Raw genomic sequence first — 17351 nt, forward strand, 5'->3', positions numbered from 1 at the left:
CAGGTCCGGGACGGCTGGGACCGGCCCCTGGAGGATCCAGGGGCCGCCCTTGCGGGCTTACCAGCCGGTGAGCGGTGGAGTCGTCTGCGACGGCGGCTCCACCCAGGGCTGGGCGATCACCGCCCAGACGACGAAGGCCACGGTCGCCGCGAACAGCAGCAGCCACAGCAGTCGGCGGGCGAACGTCCGGCGGCGCAGAAGGCGACCGCCCCGGCGTACGACGTCCGCGTACAGGTCCGGCGGCACGTGCGGCGCCGTCCCGTCCATGAGCTGCCGTACCGCGGCCTCCCGTTGGGGCCGGTTCACGACGTCGCCGCCTTCGGGCGCACCCGCGCGGGGGCCGGTCCGCGCGGGGGGTGCAGCAGGGTCGCCGTCGCCCGGTCGCAGACCGTGCGGACGCGTTCCGTCGGCAGCCCGAGCAGGGCCGCCACCTGCTCCTCGGCGACCCCTTCGTACAGCCTCAGGACCAGGATGAGGCGCTCCTGATGGCCGAGCCGGGCCAGCGGTCCGACGGGGCGCACGCGCGCGTGGGCGCGGCCGAGGGGCAAGGGCAGCGGCAGGTACAGGTAGGGGGCCAGACCGCCGTACCGGTGCCAGGCCCCGCGCGCGAAGCGGGTGGCCAGATACTCGCGGGCGCGGTCGTACGGGTCCTCGCCGTGCAGCCGGTCCCAGCACGCGTACGTGTGCGCGAGGGCGAGCGTCAGCAGGCGCCGCGCGCGCGGGTTGGCGTCCGAGGCCTCCGCCGTGAGCAGGGTGGCGGTGTGCAGCAGCCGTCCGCCGGCTCCCGCGACGAACGCCTCGAACTCCCGGGCCCGGCGGGCTTCCTGGGCCGCATGCCTCTTGCGCACACCGAGCCTCCCGCCTGACGGCGACCCCCTGGAAACGGATCCCGGCGATGTACGGGCGCCGACCTGCGTACGACGAACGGGGACCCGGTCTCATATGAGGCCAGGTGCGGGCTTTCGGTCAAGACCCGCGCACGCGCGGCGTCAGGGAACCGGATGTGGGGAACCGGATTCCGGGGAACCGGCGTTCAGAAGGCGGGCTCAGGACGCGGCCTCAGGAAACGGACGGCGACGACTCCGCGCCCGGCACGGCCTGGGCCATCCGGGAGGACAGCGCGGTGTTGAAGCGCGTGAGGAGCGTGCAGAACGCCTCGCGCTCCGCCGGCTCCCAGTCCTCGGTCAGCTCGGCCATCAACTGACGTCGGGAGGAACGCACTTCCTCCAGCCGGGACTGCCCGCGAGGGGACAGCTGCAGCACCACGGCCCGCCCGTCCTCGGGGTGCGAGGTGCGCTTGACCAGCCCGGTGTCGACGAGCGGGGCCACCTGCCGGGTGACGGTCGAGGAGTCGATGCCCATGCTCGCGGCGAGCGCCTTGACGCCCATCGGGCCTTCGTTGTCGAGGCGGTTGAGGAGCAGGTACGCGGCGCGGTCCATGGAGTTGCGCACCTGCCCCACACCGCCGAGCCGGGTCTGTTCGGCGCGACGCGCGAACACCGCGACCTCGTGCTGCAGCGTGTCGAGAAGGCCGGTGTCACCGACTGTCGTCATGTCCATCGACATTTCAGGTGTTGTGGGCATGGCCGGAGGCTCGCTTCATGAAGGGGGTGCTGGGTTGGGGGACAGGGTACGCGGCCGGAAGCCGGGCCGTACCGACGCTGCGCAAACCAGTCTCGGAGGTTGGTCACAGCGGTCGTTCCCGCCTGTGAACTGCGATGCTGGAGTCATGAGCTACAGCACGGCTGACTCCTTGCGACCCGTGACTCTCGACGACGTACGCGGCGCCCAGAAGATGCTCTCGGGCGTGGCGCGGGCGACCGCGATGGAGGGCAGCAGGCACCTGTCCCAGCTCGTCGGGGCGCCCGTGCACCTCAAGTGCGAGAACCTGCAGCGGACGGGATCGTTCAAGCTGCGCGGCGCGTACGTCCGCATCGCCGGGCTGCTGCCGGAGGAGCGGGCCGCCGGCGTCGTCGCGGCGAGCGCGGGCAACCACGCGCAGGGCGTGGCGCTGGCGTCGTCGCTGCTGGGCGTGCGCTCCACGGTGTTCATGCCCCAGGGCGCCCCGCTGCCGAAGATCAGCGCGACCCGCGAGTACGGCGCCGAGGTGCGCCTGCACGGTCAGGTGGTCGACGAGACGCTGGCCGCCGCCCAGGAGTACGCGGCCGAGACGGGCGCGGTGTTCATCCACCCCTTCGACCACCCCGACGTCATCGCCGGGCAGGGCACGGTCGGCCTGGAGATCCTGGAGCAGTGCCCGGAGGTGCGCACGATCGTCGTCGGGATCGGCGGCGGGGGCCTGGCCGCGGGCCTGGCGGTCGCGGTGAAGGCGCTGCGGCCGGACGTGCGGATCGTCGGTGTGCAGGCGGCGGGCGCGGCGGCGTACCCGCCCTCGCTGGCGGCCGGTCGCCCGGTGTCGCTCGAGAACCCGGCGACGATGGCCGACGGCATGAAGGTCGGCCGGCCCGGCGAGGTGCCGTTCGGGATCATCCGCGATCTGGTGGACGAGGTGCGCACGGTGACGGAGGACGAGTTGTCCGCCGCGCTGCTGTTGTGCCTGGAGCGGGCCAAGCTGGTCGTCGAGCCGGCCGGGGCGAGTCCGGTCGCGGCGCTGCTGAGCGAGCCCGGCGCGTTCGAGGGCCCGGTCGTCGCCGTGCTGTCCGGGGGCAACGTCGACCCGGTGCTGCTGCAGCGCGTGCTGCGGCACGGCATGTCCGCGCAGGGCCGCTACCTGGCCGTTCGGCTGCGGCTGACGGACCGCCCGGGCGCCCTCGCCACGCTGCTGGGAGTGCTGTCGGCGGTCGACGCCAACGTCCTCGACGTGAGCCATGTGCGGACCGACCCCCGGCTCGGGCTGACCGAGGCGGAGGTCGAGCTGCACCTGGAGACCAAGGGGCCGGTGCACTGCGCCGAGGTCGGCCAGGCCCTGCGCGACGCGGGGTACACGGTCATCGTCTGAGGTCGGAGGCCCGTCGGAGGTACCTTCGCCGTGGGGGCGTTCACTCGTTCGAGGAAGTCTGTTGTGAGACGCGATACATCGCGTTATGGTGTGTCTCACGCCACCCTCATCGGGCGGATCAAAAGGTGCAAATCTAGGCTTTTCGAAGAATCCCCGAAGACGCGGAGACTCAGGAGACTCATATGCCAGGCGCCATCTACGCCGAAGGCCTGGTGAAGGCCTTCGGCGACGTAAAGGCTCTGGACGGCGTCGATCTGGACGTCCCGGAAGGCACGGTCCTGGGCCTGCTCGGGCCCAACGGCGCGGGCAAGACCACCACGGTCCGCTGTCTCACCACCCTGCTGCGGCCCGACCGCGGTCGCGCGGTCGTCGCCGGCCTCGACGTGCTCAAGCATCCCAACGAAGTGCGGCGTTCGATAGGCCTGTCCGGCCAGTTCGCCGCGGTCGACGAGTATCTGACCGGCCGGGAGAACCTCCAGATGGTCGGACAGCTCTACCAGATGAGGGCTGCCGCGGCGAAGGTCCGGGCGGCGGAGCTGCTCGACGAGTTCGGCCTCGCCGATGCCGCCGACCGCACCGCGAAGACGTACTCCGGAGGCATGCGCCGTCGCCTCGACCTGGCCGCGGCGCTGGTCGTCTCGCCGCCTGTGATGTTCATGGACGAGCCGACCACCGGCCTCGACCCGCGCAACCGCCAACTCCTGTGGGACGTGATCAAACGGCTCGTCTCCGGCGGTACGACACTGCTGCTGACCACCCAGTATCTGGAAGAGGCCGACCACCTCGCGCACGACATCGCGGTCGTCGACCACGGCCGCGTCATCGCCCGCGGCACCTCCGACCAGCTCAAGGCCCGCACGGGCGGTGAGCGCGTCGAGGTCGTCGTCCACCAGCGCGAGCACATCCCCACGGCCGTCGAAGTGCTCGCCGGCTTCGGCAAGGGCGACACCTCCGTCGAGGAGCACACCCGCAAACTCACCGTGCCCGTCACCGGCGGCGCGAAGCTCCTCGCCGAGGTCATCCGTGAACTGGACGCCCGCGGCATAGAGATAGACGACATCGGTCTGCGCCGCCCCACCCTCGACGACGTCTTCCTCTCCCTGACGGGACACGCGGCCGAGGGCAAGAGCGCGGAGAACGACCAGGAGAACGGCCCGAAGAGCAGTCAGAAGGACAGCCCGAAGGACACTCCGAAGGGCAGTCGGAAGGACATCCGGAAGGGCAGTCGGAAGAACGGCAAGGAGGCCGTCGGATGAGCGCCGCCACCGACGCTGTACGCAGCGCCGCCCCCGCCCCCGCCCACCCCCTCGGGCAGTCCGTCCGCGACTCGCTGGTCGTTGCAAAACGCAACCTGATCAGAATGTCCAGGATTCCCGAAATGGTGATCTTCGGGCTGATACAGCCCATCATGTTCGTGGTGCTGTTCACCTATGTCTTCGGCGGTTCGATGCAGATCGGCGGCAGCACCAGCGCCACCGACTACAAGAACTTCCTCATGGCGGGGATCTTCGCCCAGACCGTCACCTTCGCCACCGCCGGCGCGGGCGCGGGCATCGCCGACGACATGCACAAGGGCCTCATCGACCGCTTCCGCTCCCTGCCCATGGCGCGCGGCGCGGTGCTGACCGGCCGGACCCTCGCCGACCTCGTGCAGACCGCCCTCACCCTGCTGGTCCTGGCCGTCGTCGCCCTCCTGGTCGGCTGGCGCGTCGGCTCCAACGGCGACACCAACGCGGCCCGGGTCCTGGCCGCCTTCGGTCTGCTGCTCCTGCTCGGGTACGCGTTCACGTGGATCGGCGCCCTGATCGGCCTGACCGTCCGCACCCCCGAGGCGGCCACCTCCGGCGGACTGATCTGGCTCTTCCCGGTGACCTTCATATCCAACGCGTTCGTCGACACCGCGAACATGACGCCCTGGCTGCGTCATGTCGCCGAGTGGAACCCCTTCAGCGCGACCGTCCAGGCGTGCCGTGTGCTGTTCGCCAACCCCGGACAGTCGCAGTCCGACGCCTGGCCCATGCAGCACCCGGTGTGGGCCTCGCTGATCTACTCGGTGCTGATCGTCCTGGTCTTCCGGACGCTGGCGGTGCGCAAGTACCGCTCGGCCACCGCATGACGAAGCCCCCGGCGGCACGGGGCGCCGGGGGCAACGTCCAGGAGAAAACAGGCGAAGCGGAAAGCAGGCGAAGCGGAAAGCGGGCGGAACGGGAAAGCCCGAAGCCGCGAAAGGAAGGGGGAGGGGCTCAGTCGCGGTAGGGCTCGGCCTTGAGGATGCGCACGGAGGCCTTCTTGCCGTTGGGCAGCTCGTACTCCGCGTCCTCGCCGACCTTGTGGCCGATCACGCCGGTGCCCAGCGGGGACTGCGGCGAGTAGGTCTCGACGTCGGTGCTCGCGTATTCGCGCGAGGCGAGCAGGAAGGTCATCGTGTCGTCCTCGTCGCCGTCGAAGGCGATCGTCACGACCATGCCGGGCGCCACCGCACCGTCCGCGGAGGCCGGGGCCTCGCCGACCTTGGCGTTCTCGAGAAGCTGGGTCAGCTGGCGCACGCGGAGCTCTTGCTTGCCCTGCTCCTCCTTGGCCGCGTGGTAACCGCCGTTCTCACGCAGGTCGCCCTCCTCGCGCGCGGCCGCGATCTTGGCGGCGATCTCCGTGCGCGCAGGACCAGTAAGGTACTCAAGCTCGACCTTGAGCTTGTTGTACGCCTCCTGGGTCAGCCAGGTGACGGACTCGCTGGTCTGGGTCACAGGTGCTCCTCGTCGGTACTGGGAATACAAAGCATCGCCGTACCCACAAGCATGTTCCTCGGTGGATGGGCGAAACCACGAGCCTAACAATTCACGGGCCGAAGGGGGAGGACATAAGCCATCAGAATTACGTCAACGCAGGTCAGCGCGTATGCATTGAGGAGGACGACGGGGGCGGTCGTCGGCCGGGACGGCGTCGCGGGGCCCCGGGGTCAGTCGGCGTGGCAGCCGAGCAGCTCGCCGGTCGTGCCCTTGGCCGTCGTACGGAGCGTGACGACCTTGTCGATCCGCGTGTCCGGACCGGAGAAGCGGAAGTCGGCCCGGCCGACCTCGGCGCCGTTGGCGGCCTGCGAGCGGATCGTGCAGTAGCCGCTCGCGCCCGCGTCCTTGCGGACCTCCAGATGCACCTGCACCGCGTCGTCGGAGGTGGCCTCGAAGGCGATCACCTCGGCGCTGATCTTGTTCTGGCCGACGTAGTGGTAGGCGAAGTAGCCCACCAGGGCGAGCAGCAGCGTGCTCAGCACGGCAGCGGCGATCTTGAGCTTGTGGTCGGCGCGCGCGTCCGAGGAACGGCCGTAGCGGCCCTCGGGCAGTCGCGTGCTCGCCGTACTCATGGTCGTCCTCCCGGCGCGGAATTATTCGCCTCCCGATTCGGTCACTATAGGAGCCTGCGACCGCGCCGGTTCACACCGGGCGCCGACTTACCGAGGATTGAGTCTTGACTGACCAGCTGCGACTGATGGCCGTTCACGCGCACCCCGACGACGAGTCGAGCAAGGGCGCGGCCACCATGGCGAAGTACGTGTCCGAGGGGGTGGACGTGCTGGTCGTGACCTGCACGGGAGGGGAGCGCGGCTCCATCCTCAATCCCAAGCTGCAGGGCGACAAGTACATCGAGGAGCACATCCACGAGGTGCGCAAGAAGGAGATGGACGAGGCCCGCGAGATCCTCGGCGTCAAGCAGGAGTGGCTCGGCTTCGTCGACTCCGGGCTGCCCGAGGGCGACCCGCTGCCGCCGCTGCCCGAGGGCTGCTTCGCGCTGGAGGACGTCGACAAGGCGGCCGGCGAGCTGGTGAAGCAGATCCGCGCCTTCCGTCCCCAGGCGATCACCACCTACGACGAGAACGGCGGCTATCCGCACCCCGACCACATCATGACGCACAAGATCTCGATGGTGGCGTTCGAGGGCGCGGACGACGCCGAGAAGTACCCCGAGGCCGAGTTCGGTCCGGTGTACCGGCCGCTGAAGCTGTACTACAACCAGGGCTTCAACCGGCCGCGCACCGAGGCGCTGCACCACGCGCTGCTCGAGCGCGGCCTGGAGTCCCCCTACGGGGAGTGGCTCAAGCGCTGGGAGGAGTTCGGGCAGAAGGAGCGCACCCTCACCACGCATGTGCCGTGCGCCGAGTTCTACGAGATCCGTGACAAGGCGCTGATCGCCCACGCCACGCAGATCGACCCCGACGGCGGCTGGTTCCGGGTCCCGATGGAGATCCAGAAGGAGGTCTGGCCCACGGAGGAGTACGAGCTCGCGAAGTCCCGCGTGGATACCTCCCTCCCCGAGGACGACCTCTTTGCGGGCATCCGCGACAATGCCTGACATGAGCGCAAGCGTGAGCCTGGCAATGACGCATCTCGTCCCCCTCGCCAAGGAGGTCGACGAGAACAAGGTCACTCCCGGCGTCCTCGGTTTCATCGTCTTCGCGGCGATGGCCTTGGCGGTGTGGGCGTTGATGAAGTCCATGAGCAAGCACATGGGCAAGGTCGACTTCAAGGAGTCGCAGGAGTCGCAGGGTCCGGCGGAGTCGCAGGGTCCGGCGGCACAGCCGGAGCCCAGGAGCACCCCGGCGAAGAGCTGACCCCTACCCCCGGTCCACCACGACCCCCATCACCTCGCGGGCACGCCTTCCCGGGACCATGCCCAGACGCCAGGCCTGCCAGCCCGACTCCAGGCGTACGCCGCGCTCCAGCAGCAGTTCGTAGGCGCGGATGTACGCGGTGAGCCCGGCGTCGCGCAGGGGGTGGGGGGAGCGGCCGAGCTGGGTCAGCTCCTCCTGGGCGACGGCCGTGCCGACCTCCACCCCGCCCGGGGAGGCGTAGGGCAGGAGGGTGCAGCGCAGGAAGCGGGCCCAGTCGTCGCCGCGGCGGTCGCCGTAGGAGGCGAACAGGCCCGCTGCCTCGTCGCACAGGGCCAGCGCCTGCTGGGTGCGGGCGTTGCCCGCCTCGACGATCGCGAGTTCCAGGCAGGTCCAGGCCTCGCCGTGGGCGACGCCGATGCGCTGGAAGTCGGCGCGGGCGTCGACCAGGAGCTGGCGGGCGAAGCCGGAGTTGCGCAGCGAACCGGTCTGGGCGGCGCGCTGGTCGCGGGTCACCCGGGCCGAGTGGTGCCGGGCGCAGGCCAGGCCGTAGACGTCACGCAGCCGGGAGAAGAGCGAGCGGGAGCGTTCCAGCTCGCGCACGGCCCGGTCCAGGTCGCCGGTCTCCTCCAGGGCCAGGCCCAGGTAGTACACCGTCCAGGCCTCGCCGCGCGCGTCCTCGTTGTCGCGGTGCCGGGCGGCCGCCTGGCGCAGGCTCTCCGCGGCCGGGGAGGGATCGCCGGCGATCAGCCGCGCCCGGGCCAGCTGCGTCAGCGCCCACGCCTCGCCGCGGGCGTCGCGGGTGCGGCCGTACAGATCGAGGGCCTGGCGCAGGGCGTCCTGCGCGGCGGGGACGTCGCCGCGGCGCAGATGCAGCTGGCCCAGCTGGAAGTGCGCCCATGCCTCGCCGTGCACGGAACCGCCCTCGCGGTGCAGCACCAGGGAACGGGTGAGCAGGTCCAGGGCCTCGGCGAGGCGGGCCCGGTCCCGTTCCACCGCGGCCAGCGCGTGCATCGTCCACGCGCGGTCCGTCGCCAGCTCGGGCGCGGCCTGGAGGTCCATCGCCTCCCGCAGCTTCGCCGCCGCCTCCGTGAGCTGCCCCTGGTGGTGCAGGGTGATGCCCAGCGAGCACAGGGCGCGGGCCGCGCCGGCGTCGTGATGGGCCTGGAGGTAGAGGTCGACGACCGAGCTGAGCGTGGTGCGGGCCTTGTCGAGCTCGCCCAGCTGCCGGGCCGCGATCCCCGTGCGCCACTGCACGGACCGCACCAGCAGGTCCTGGCCGAGCGACTGGGCCAGCTCGCTGATCTCGCCGAGGCGGTAGAGGTCGCCGCGCAGCAGGCAGTAGTCGCACAGCGCGCCGAGCAGACTGAGCACGGCCGTCTGGTTCACGCCCTCCGCCTGGCGCAGGGTCGCCGTGATGAAGCTCGACTCGTCGTCCAGCCAGCGCAGCGCCTCGTCGAGGGAGGTGAAGCCGTGCGGGGTGAAGCGGTCCGAGCGGGTCGACATGTTCCCGTCGACCAGGCGCAGCACGGAGTCGGCGAGCTCGGCGTGGCTGACGATCAGTCGTTCCTGGGCCGCCGCGCGCTCGGCCGGTTCCTCCTCGTCCAGGAGGCGGGCCTGGGCGAAGGCGCGGACCAGGTCGTGCAGCCGGTAGCGGTCGCCGCGGACCCGGTCGACCAGCCCGGCGTCGGCGAGCGCGGCGAGATGGCGGGTCGCCTCGGCGCGGTCCGTGGCCAGCAGGGCGGCGGCGGCCGCCGCGCCGAGCGAGGCCCGGCCGGCCAGCGCGAGCCGGCGCAGCAGCCGGCGGGTGACGTCCGGCTGGTCGGTGTAGCGCAGCCACAGCGCGCGCTCGACGGGCTCCACCGGGCCGTACGCCCCGAGGTCCGCCGCCAGGGCGCGTGGCGAGCGCGGGCCCAGCGAGGAGCCCGCGACGCGCAGCGCCAGCGGCAGCCCGCCGCACAGCAGGGTGATCCGGTCGGCGGACTCGGCGTCGTAGGGCCCCGAGGCGTCCCGCGCGACCGCGCCCAGCAGCTCCTCCGCGCCCGCCGCCTCCAGCGGCCGCACCGGCAGCTCGTGCACCAGGGCGGACAGCTCGGCGGGGAGGCGCAGCGGGGTGCGGGCGGTGACCAGGACCAGGCTTTCGGAGCGTTCGGGGACGAGTGCGCGGACCTGCTCCGGATCGGAGGCGTCGTCCAGGACGACGGTGACCGGCAGACCGTGGAGGTGCTGCTGGTACAGCTCGCCGAGCCGTTTGACCTGCTGGTCGGGGGATGAGCGCTCCCGGAAGAGGAGCTGTTCGCGGGGCGCGCCGAGCCGGTTGAGCAGATGCAGCAGGGCGTCCCGGGTGGGCAGCGGGGTCTCCTGGGCGCTGTCGCCGCGCAGATCCACCAGACACGCGCCGCGGAACTGGTCCCGCAGCTCGTGCGCGGCCCGTACGGCGAGCGCGCTGCGACCGCTGCCCGGATCCCCGTAGAGCACGACGACCGTGGGCCGGGTCTCGGTGCCGGCCCGTGCCGCCTGCACCCACTGCCGGATCCGCGCCAGCTCCGCCCGACGTCCGGCGAACGGACCGTCCGGGTCGGGCAGTTGGCCGTACGACTGTTCCAGCGCCGTCCGTCCGCGGGCCGCCGCGCTCTTGTCCGCGCCGCGCAGCCGCGGCCCCTGCTTGTTCGCGCGGGCCGCGGTGCCGGCCGTCGGGCCGGTCGCCGCGCTGATCATCCGCTGCTGGTCCAGGAACGGCCGGATGCCCCGTACCTCCAGCGCCGTCAGCCACTGCAGCCGCAGCTGCTCGGGGCCGCCGGGCTGGCCGGCCTTGCCGGCCCGGTGGTGGGCGGCGGGCAGATGCGACCCGGCCACCTTCACCACGGTCGCCGCGGCCCCGACGACCCCGACGGCGACCCCCGCTCCGATGGCCGTGCCCGGGCCCGTGCCCAGCGCGAGGTCGGCGACCGCGGTCGTGACCGCGGCAACGCCCGCCACCAGCAAGGGAGTTCGCCCACCGGTCTCGCGCGCGTAGCGCTGCCCGAAGCTGACCCGTCCGGCCTCCGTCTCCTCCAGGGCGCGCGCGTACGCCTCGTACTCCTCGGCGGCGGTCCGCGCCATCGCCTCCCACTCGCCGCGCGCCCGGGTCATCAGCACCTGCCGGTCGGCGCGGCCGCCCGAGCGCCGCACCTCCTCCTCCACGGCCCGTGCCAACAGCCCCTCGGCTTCCGCCCGATGACCGTTCCGCATGTCCCGTCCCCCTCCGGCGGCCACAGCTGTCCTCGGTCAAGTGTGCGGCGGCGGGCGCACGGGCGCGAGGGTGCGAACGTGCCCCGACGGACGGGAGCGCACGGCGCGGGGCGAGGCGGCCTGCCGCGTGCCCGGCGGGGTCCTGCGGCAGGATGGACCCATGGCGAACCGACTGGCCCATGAGACGTCCCCGTACCTCCTCCAGCACGCCGACAACCCCGTCGACTGGTGGCCCTGGTCGGCGGAGGCGTTCGAGGAGGCGCGCAGGCGGGATGTGCCGGTGCTGCTGAGCGTGGGATACAGCAGCTGTCACTGGTGCCATGTCATGGCGCACGAGTCCTTCGAGGACCAGGAGACCGCCGACCGCGTCAACGAGCACTTCGTCGCCGTCAAGGTGGACCGGGAGGAACGCCCCGACGTCGACGCCGTCTACATGGAGGCCGTCCAGGCCGCCACCGGGCAGGGCGGCTGGCCGATGACCGTGTTCCTCACGCCCGACGGGGAGCCCTTCTACTTCGGCACGTACTTCCCGCCCGCCCCCCGCCACGGCATGCCCTCCTTCCGGCAGGTGCTGGAAGGCGTCCGCCAGGCCTGGACCGAGCGGCGGGACGAGGTCGGCGAGGTCGCCGGGAAGATCGTCCGGGATCTGGCGGGCCGGGAGATCGACTACGGCACCGCCCAGGCCCCCGGCGAGGAGGAGCTCGCCCAGGCGCTGCTCGGGCTGACCCGAGAGTACGACGCGCAGCGCGGCGGATTCGGCGGAGCGCCGAAGTTCCCGCCGTCCATGGTCGTCGAGTTCCTGCTGCGGCACCACGCGCGGACCGGGGCCGAGGGCGCGCTCCAGATGGCGCGGGACACCTGCGAGCGGATGGCGCGCGGCGGGATCTACGACCAGCTCGGCGGCGGCTTCGCCCGGTACTCCGTCGACCGGGAGTGGGTCGTGCCCCACTTCGAGAAGATGCTGTACGACAACGCGCTGCTGTGCCGGGTCTACGCCCACCTCTGGCGCGCCACCGGCTCGGAGCTGGCCCGCCGGGTCGCTCTGGAGACCGCCGACTTCATGGTGCGTGAACTGCGCACGGCCGAGGGCGGGTTCGCCTCCGCGCTCGACGCCGACAGCGACGACGGCGCCGGCCGGCAGGTCGAGGGCGCGTACTACGTCTGGACGCCCGAGCAGCTGACGGAGGTGCTCGGCGGCGACGACGCCGAGGTCGCCGCCCGCTACTTCGGCGTCACCGACGACGGCACCTTCGAGCACGGCTCCTCCGTTCTGCAGCTCCCGCAGCAGGACACGGTGTTCGACGCGGAGAGGATCGACTCGGTCAAGCGCCGTCTGCTCGCCGCCCGCGCCGTGCGCCCCGCTCCCGGCCGGGACGACAAGGTCGTCGCCGCCTGGAACGGGCTCGCCGTCGCCGCGCTCGCCGAGACCGGGGCCTACTTCGACCGCCCCGACCTGGTGGAGGCCGCCGTCGCCGCCGCGGACCTCCTGGTCCGGCTGCACCTCGACGACCAGGCGCGGCTGTCGCGCACCAGCAAGGACGGGCGCGTCGGCGCGAACGCGGGCGTCCTGGAGGACTACGCCGACGTCGCCGAGGGGTTCCTCGCCCTGGCCTCCGTCACCGGGGAGGGCGTCTGGCTGGACTTCGCCGGGTTCCTCCTCGACCACGTCCTCGTCCGCTTCACCGACCCCGGGTCCGGAGCGCTGTACGACACGGCCTCCGACGCCGAGCAGCTCATCCGCCGCCCGCAGGACCCGACCGACAACGCCACGCCCTCCGGCTGGTCCGCCGCCGCCGGAGCCCTGCTGAGCTATGCCGCCCACACCGGCTCCGAGCCCCACCGCTCCGCGGCCGAGCGGGCGCTGGGGGTCGTCAAGGCGCTCGGGCCGCGGGTGCCCCGGTTCATCGGCTGGGGGCTCGCCGCCGCCGAGGCGCTCCTTGACGGGCCCCGCGAGGTCGCCGTGGTGGCCCCCGCGACCGAGGTCCCGGCCGCAAAGTCCTTGCACCGCACGGCACTTCTGGGTACCGCGCCGGGGGCCGTGGTCGCGTTCGGCGTGACGGGGAGTGAGGAGTTCCCGTTGCTGGCCGACCGGCCTTCGATCGGCGGTGAACCGACGGCGTACGTCTGCCGTAACTTCACGTGTGACGCCCCGACGACCGACCCCGAGCGGCTGCGCACCGCGCTGAGCGGGTGAGACGTGAACGGACGGCGGTACTCCAGTACGAAAAAGTGAGCACCTGTTCGGATAAGTCCCCTTAGGAGTGACTGGGTTCGGAAACAATCTATTTATCGGAAGAACTCCAGGGCTTCACAGTCTCCCCCTAGCCTCTCCACAGTGACGCGGCGGATGTGACTCCTCGTCGCGACAGGGGGCTCTGGGATCTGGGGGGATCTGTTTGCTCACGTCTTTCTTCATCGCTGCCGTCTCGCTTGCCCTGTTCTGGATGGCGGCGTTCACTCTGTGGTGGCAGATGCACGCCTGGCGTACGCCAGAGGTGCTCGCCTCCACCCGGTTCAGCAGTCCGGACGGCGACGAACACGTCTCCTTCTCGCTGCTGCTGCCCGCTCGCCATGAGCAGGCCGTCCTCGACCACACCATCCAGCGGCTGCTGGAGTCCACGCACACCGACTTCGAGATCATCGTCATCGTGGGGCACGACGACCCCGAGACCGCGGCGGTCGCCGAGAGCGCCGCCGCACGCGACCCGCGGGTCCGGGTCGTCGTCGACACCCACGAGAAGAAGAACAAGCCCAAAGCCATGAACACGGCGCTGCCGCACTGCCGCGGCGACGTCGTCGGGGTCTTCGACGCCGAGGACCAGGTCCATCCGGCGCTGCTCGCCCACGTCGACCACGCCTTCCGCACCACGCGAGCGGACGTCGTCCAGGGAGGCGTCCAGCTCATCAACTTCCACTCCAGCTGGTACAGCCTGCGCAACTGCCTGGAGTACTTCTTCTGGTTCCGCTCCCGGCTGCATCTCCACGCGCAGAAAGGATTCATCCCGCTCGGCGGCAACACCGTCTTCGTCCGCACGGACGTGCTGAGGGCAGCCGACGGCTGGGATCCGAACTGCCTCGCCGAGGACTGCGACCTGGGCGTGCGCCTCTCCAGCGTCGGCAAGAAGGTCGTCGTCGCCTACGACTCCGCCATGGTGACCCGGGAGGAGACCCCGGGCTCGCTGATGTCGCTGCTCAAGCAGCGCACCCGCTGGAACCAGGGCTTCCTCCAGGTCTACCGGAAGAAGGACTGGAAGCAACTCCCGGGCTTCGGGCAGCGGTTGCTGGCCCGCTACACCCTGATGACACCGTTCCTGCAAGCGTTCTCCGGCGTCGTCATCCCGCTCAACGTGGCGATCGCGCTCTTCCTCGACGTCCCCGTCGGGATCGCCTTCGTCACCTTCCTGCCGGCCGTGACCGCGCTGGTCACGTTCGTCTTCGAACTCGTCGGACTGCACGACTTCGGCAAGCAGTACGGCCTGCGCGTCCGCCTCGTCCACTACCTCAAGCTCGTCGTGGGCGGCCCCTTCTACCAGGTCCTCCTCGCGGGGGCCGCGATGCGCGCCGTCTGGCGTGAGCAACGCGGCCGTACGGACTGGGAGCTGACCACGCACGTCGGCGCGCATCTGACGGCAGGCGACACCGCAACCGCTTCCGGACCCGTTTCCGATCCCGCAGTGACCCGAGAGGACGTTCCTGCGTGACCTCCACCCTTCCCGCGGCGACCACAGGCACGGTCCCCGCGCAGCGCCAGCCTGTGCCTGATGAACGTTCGACCGGCCGAACAGACCCGCCGGTCCCGCCGAGACGGCCGCGGCTGCGCGCCTCCCGTCCCGACCTGCTCCTGTGCGGCGCGCTCCTGGTCGCGATCCTCGTCGTGCAGGGCTGGAACATCGCCGACTACCCGACCCTCAGCGACGACGAGGGCACCTACCTCGCCCAGGCCTGGGCCGTCCAGGAGGGCCGGGGCCTCGCCCACTACACCTACTGGTACGACCACCCGCCGCTCGGCTGGATCCAGATCGCCCTGCTGACCTGGATCCCCAAGCTGATCAGCCCCGACTCGATGACCGTCGGCACCATGCGGGCGACCATGCTCGTGGTCAGCGCGATCAGCGCCGCCCTCCTCTACGTCCTGGGCCGGCGACTGTCCCTGCCCCGCTGGGCGGCGGGCCTCGGCATGGTCCTCTTCGGGCTCTCGCCCCTCTCGGTCGTCCTCCAGCGGGAGATCTTCCTCGACAACCTCGCGGTGATGTGGACGCTCGTGGCGTTCACACTCGCCGCCTCGCCCAACCGCCACCTCTGGCACCACTTCGGCGCGGGCGTCGCCGCCGCCACGGCCGTCCTCACCAAGGAGACGATGCTCTTCGTCCTCCCGGCGGTCCTGCTCACCATGGGACGGCACAGCCACCGCGACACCCGCAAGTTCGCCCTCACCGGCGCGATCACCGCCTGCGTCCTGATCGGCCTGTCGTACCCCCTCTTCGCCCTCCTCAAGGGCGAGTTGCTGCCGGGCAGCGGCCATGTCTCCCTCTGGGACGGCATCAAGTACCAGATGACGAGACCCGGTTCGGGCTTCATCCTCGACCAGGGCTCCGGCTCCCACGGCGTCCTGCAGTCCTGGCTCTACTACGACCGCGTCCTGATCGTCGGCGGCCTCGCGGGCGCGCTGCTGCTCCTGCTCACCTGGCGCTGGTCGGTCACCGCCCGCGCCCTGGCCGGACCCTCCCTGGCGGTGGCGATCCTCGCCGTCGTCGCCCTGCGCCCCGGCGGCTACCTGCCCGCGATGTACGTCATCCAGGCCCTGCCCTTCCTCGCCCTCGTCCTCGCCGGAGCCACGGCGAGCGTCGCCCACGCCGTCCTGCGCAGACGGCGCGGACCCGACGAGGTGCGCTGGAAGACCGGCGGCCGCTACGCCCTCGCCGCCGTCCTCGCCCTCGCCGCCGGGGCGTACGTCGTCCCGCACTGGTACGACGGCGACCGCACCGCCGTCACCGCCGACGCCAACGCCCCCTACCGGGCCGCCTCGACCTGGCTGTCCACCGAGGTCGAGGACCCGGCCGACACCCGCGTCCTGGTCGACGACGCGCTCTGGCTCGACCTCGTCCACGCCGGCTACCAGCCCGGACTCGGCGCGATCTGGTTCTACAAGGCCGATCTCGACCCGGCCGTGACGAAGACCCTGCCGAACGGCTGGCGGGACCTCGACTACGTCGTCGCCTCGCCGACCGTACGCCGGGACGCCAGCGACCTGCCGGGCGTCGACGCGGCGCTGAAGCACTCGACACCGGTCGCCGTCTTCGGCTCCGGCGAGGACCGGATCGAGATCCGGCGGATCCAGACCGTCTCCGGAGGCGTCCGATGACCCACGACTACACCGAATACAGCGCACCCGTCCCCGAACTGCGCGCGTCCGAGGTCGCCGAGCCCGGCGCGGTCACCATCGTCGTACCGACCTTCAACGAGTCCGCGAACATCCGCCGACTCCTGCGCCAGATCACCGAGTCGGTGCCCGCCCGGCTGCCCTGCGAGGTCGTCTTCGTGGACGACTCCACCGACGACACCCCCGAGGTCATCCGGGACGCGGCGCGCGACTGCCCGTTCCCGGTGGCCGTGCTGCACCGGGACGAGCCGGTCGGCGGGCTCGGAGGCGCGGTCGTCGAGGGCATCCGGGCGGCCGGCTCGGACTGGATCGTCGTTATGGACGGCGACTGCCAGCATCCCCCGTCCCTGGTACCGGAGTTGGTGGCCACCGGCGAGCGGTCGCACGCCGGGCTCGTCGTCGCCTCCCGCTACATCAAGGGCGGCAGCCGCGCCGGACTCGCCGGAAACTACCGGATAGCGGTTTCACGCGGGGCGACCTGGCTCACCAAGTCCCTGTTCCCGCGCAGGCTGCACGGCATCAGCGACCCGATGAGCGGCTTCTTCGCGATCCGCCGCAGCGCGGTCACCGCCGACGTCCTCAAGCCCCTCGGCTACAAGATCCTCCTCGAGCTCGCCGTCCGCAGCCGCCCGCGCAAGGTCAGCGAGGTCCCCTTCGTCTTCCAGGACCGCTTCGCCGGCGAGTCCAAGTCCAGCGCCCAGGAGGGCGTCCGCTTCCTGCGCCATCTGATCGGCCTGCGCACCGCCTCGCCGATCGCCCGCATGGTCGGCTTCGGTCTGATCGGAGCCACGGGCTTCCTCCCGAACCTGCTCGGCCTGTACGCCCTCACCGCCGCCGGACTGCACTACGTACCGGCGGAGATCCTCGCCAACCAGCTCGGCGTGGCCTGGAACTTCGTGCTCATCGAGCATCTGCTGTTCCGCGACCGCCGCTCCCACCGCCGCTGGTGGGACCGGGTGGGCCGGTTCGCGCTGCTCGCCAACGCCGATCTGGTGCTGCGCATCCCGCTGATCGCGCTGTTCGTGCACCGGTTCGGGATGGGCGCGCTGTCCGCGACCGCGCTGGCGCTGGTGACGACGTTCGTCCTGCGCTTCGCGGGCACCGAGGCACTGGTCTACCTCCCCCGCAAGGGGCCGCGGGGAAGCCGCACAGCAAGGAGAGCCGTGTGAACAGACGCCGTA

The 17351-nt window shown here is 71.5% G+C and carries 15 protein-coding genes; 9 read left to right on the top strand and 6 right to left on the bottom strand.

Annotation, left to right across the window (positions count from 1 at the left end; translation table 11 throughout):
- Positions 1-57: 57 nt before the first annotated feature.
- From OG562_RS27460 to OG562_RS27470, 3 genes are all read right to left on the bottom strand, one after another.
- Positions 58-306, bottom strand: coding sequence for a hypothetical protein (locus OG562_RS27460; protein WP_266402355.1), 249 nt, complete (start codon positions 304-306; stop codon positions 58-60).
- Positions 303-848 carry a sigma factor-like helix-turn-helix DNA-binding protein gene (locus OG562_RS27465; protein WP_266402358.1) on the bottom strand — a complete coding sequence of 182 codons (546 nt, stop codon included), beginning with the start codon at positions 846-848 and terminating at the stop codon, positions 303-305. The genes OG562_RS27460 and OG562_RS27465 overlap by 4 nt, the downstream gene beginning before the upstream one ends.
- Positions 849-1059: 211 nt before the next feature.
- A complete protein-coding gene (locus OG562_RS27470; protein ID WP_266409570.1) occupies positions 1060-1566 on the bottom strand; it encodes a MarR family winged helix-turn-helix transcriptional regulator in 507 nt (168 codons plus the stop codon).
- A gap of 163 nt (positions 1567-1729) precedes the next feature.
- On the opposite strand from OG562_RS27470, the gene ilvA reads away from it, so the two are divergent.
- From ilvA to OG562_RS27485, 3 genes are all read left to right on the top strand, one after another.
- Positions 1730-2959, top strand: a complete 1230-nt coding sequence (ilvA, locus tag OG562_RS27475) for a threonine ammonia-lyase (RefSeq protein WP_266402361.1) — start codon at positions 1730-1732, stop codon at positions 2957-2959.
- A 182-nt stretch (positions 2960-3141) separates the two neighbouring features.
- Positions 3142-4215 (top strand): ATP-binding cassette domain-containing protein, encoded by a 1074-nt coding sequence (locus tag OG562_RS27480; RefSeq protein ID WP_266402364.1) that lies wholly within the window; start codon positions 3142-3144, stop codon positions 4213-4215.
- Positions 4212-5075 carry an ABC transporter permease gene (locus OG562_RS27485; protein WP_266402366.1) on the top strand — a complete coding sequence of 288 codons (864 nt, stop codon included), beginning with the start codon at positions 4212-4214 and terminating at the stop codon, positions 5073-5075. Before OG562_RS27480 ends, OG562_RS27485 begins: the two co-directional genes overlap by 4 nt.
- 127 nt (positions 5076-5202) lie before the next feature.
- Here OG562_RS27485 and greA read toward each other — a convergent pair whose 3' ends face one another.
- Both greA and OG562_RS27495 read right to left on the bottom strand, forming a co-directional pair.
- On the bottom strand, positions 5203-5703 hold the full coding sequence (gene greA / locus OG562_RS27490; RefSeq protein WP_266402369.1) for a transcription elongation factor GreA: 501 nt from the start codon (positions 5701-5703) through the stop codon (positions 5203-5205).
- 212 nt (positions 5704-5915) lie between these two features.
- Positions 5916-6317, bottom strand: coding sequence for a DUF4307 domain-containing protein (locus OG562_RS27495; RefSeq protein ID WP_266402371.1), 402 nt, complete (start codon positions 6315-6317; stop codon positions 5916-5918).
- A 125-nt stretch (positions 6318-6442) separates the two neighbouring features.
- Here OG562_RS27495 and mca point away from each other — a divergent pair, with 125 nt between their 5' ends.
- Together mca and OG562_RS27505 are read left to right on the top strand one after the other, a co-directional pair.
- A complete protein-coding gene (gene mca, locus OG562_RS27500) occupies positions 6443-7303 on the top strand; it encodes a mycothiol conjugate amidase Mca (RefSeq protein ID WP_266409572.1) in 861 nt (286 codons plus the stop codon).
- Entirely contained in the window at positions 7296-7562 is a 267-nt protein-coding gene (locus tag OG562_RS27505) for a hypothetical protein (protein WP_266402374.1), read from the top strand. The genes mca and OG562_RS27505 overlap by 8 nt, the downstream gene beginning before the upstream one ends.
- Positions 7563-7565: 3 nt before the next feature.
- Here OG562_RS27505 and OG562_RS27510 read toward each other — a convergent pair whose 3' ends face one another.
- Positions 7566-10790, bottom strand: a complete 3225-nt coding sequence (locus OG562_RS27510) for a tetratricopeptide repeat protein (RefSeq protein ID WP_266402375.1) — start codon at positions 10788-10790, stop codon at positions 7566-7568.
- Positions 10791-10950: 160 nt separating this feature from the next.
- Here OG562_RS27510 and OG562_RS27515 point away from each other — a divergent pair, with 160 nt between their 5' ends.
- The 4 genes from OG562_RS27515 to OG562_RS27530 all read left to right on the top strand — a co-directional run bounded on the left by OG562_RS27515 (position 10951) and on the right by OG562_RS27530 (position 17339).
- Positions 10951-12984 carry a thioredoxin domain-containing protein gene (locus OG562_RS27515; protein WP_266402377.1) on the top strand — a complete coding sequence of 678 codons (2034 nt, stop codon included), beginning with the start codon at positions 10951-10953 and terminating at the stop codon, positions 12982-12984.
- A 202-nt stretch (positions 12985-13186) separates the two neighbouring features.
- Positions 13187-14491 (top strand): glycosyltransferase, encoded by a 1305-nt coding sequence (locus tag OG562_RS27520; RefSeq protein ID WP_266402380.1) that lies wholly within the window; start codon positions 13187-13189, stop codon positions 14489-14491.
- Positions 14488-16152 carry a glycosyltransferase family 39 protein gene (locus OG562_RS27525; RefSeq protein ID WP_266402383.1) on the top strand — a complete coding sequence of 555 codons (1665 nt, stop codon included), beginning with the start codon at positions 14488-14490 and terminating at the stop codon, positions 16150-16152. Before OG562_RS27520 ends, OG562_RS27525 begins: the two co-directional genes overlap by 4 nt.
- Positions 16149-17339: a glycosyltransferase family 2 protein gene (locus tag OG562_RS27530; protein WP_266402385.1), complete on the top strand. Its 1191-nt coding sequence runs from the start codon at positions 16149-16151 to the stop codon at positions 17337-17339. Before OG562_RS27525 ends, OG562_RS27530 begins: the two co-directional genes overlap by 4 nt.
- Positions 17340-17351: the final 12 nt, after the last annotated feature.

It is taken from the genome of Streptomyces sp. NBC_01275, from assembly GCF_026340655.1.
Classification (GTDB): Bacteria; Actinomycetota; Actinomycetes; order Streptomycetales; family Streptomycetaceae; genus Streptomyces.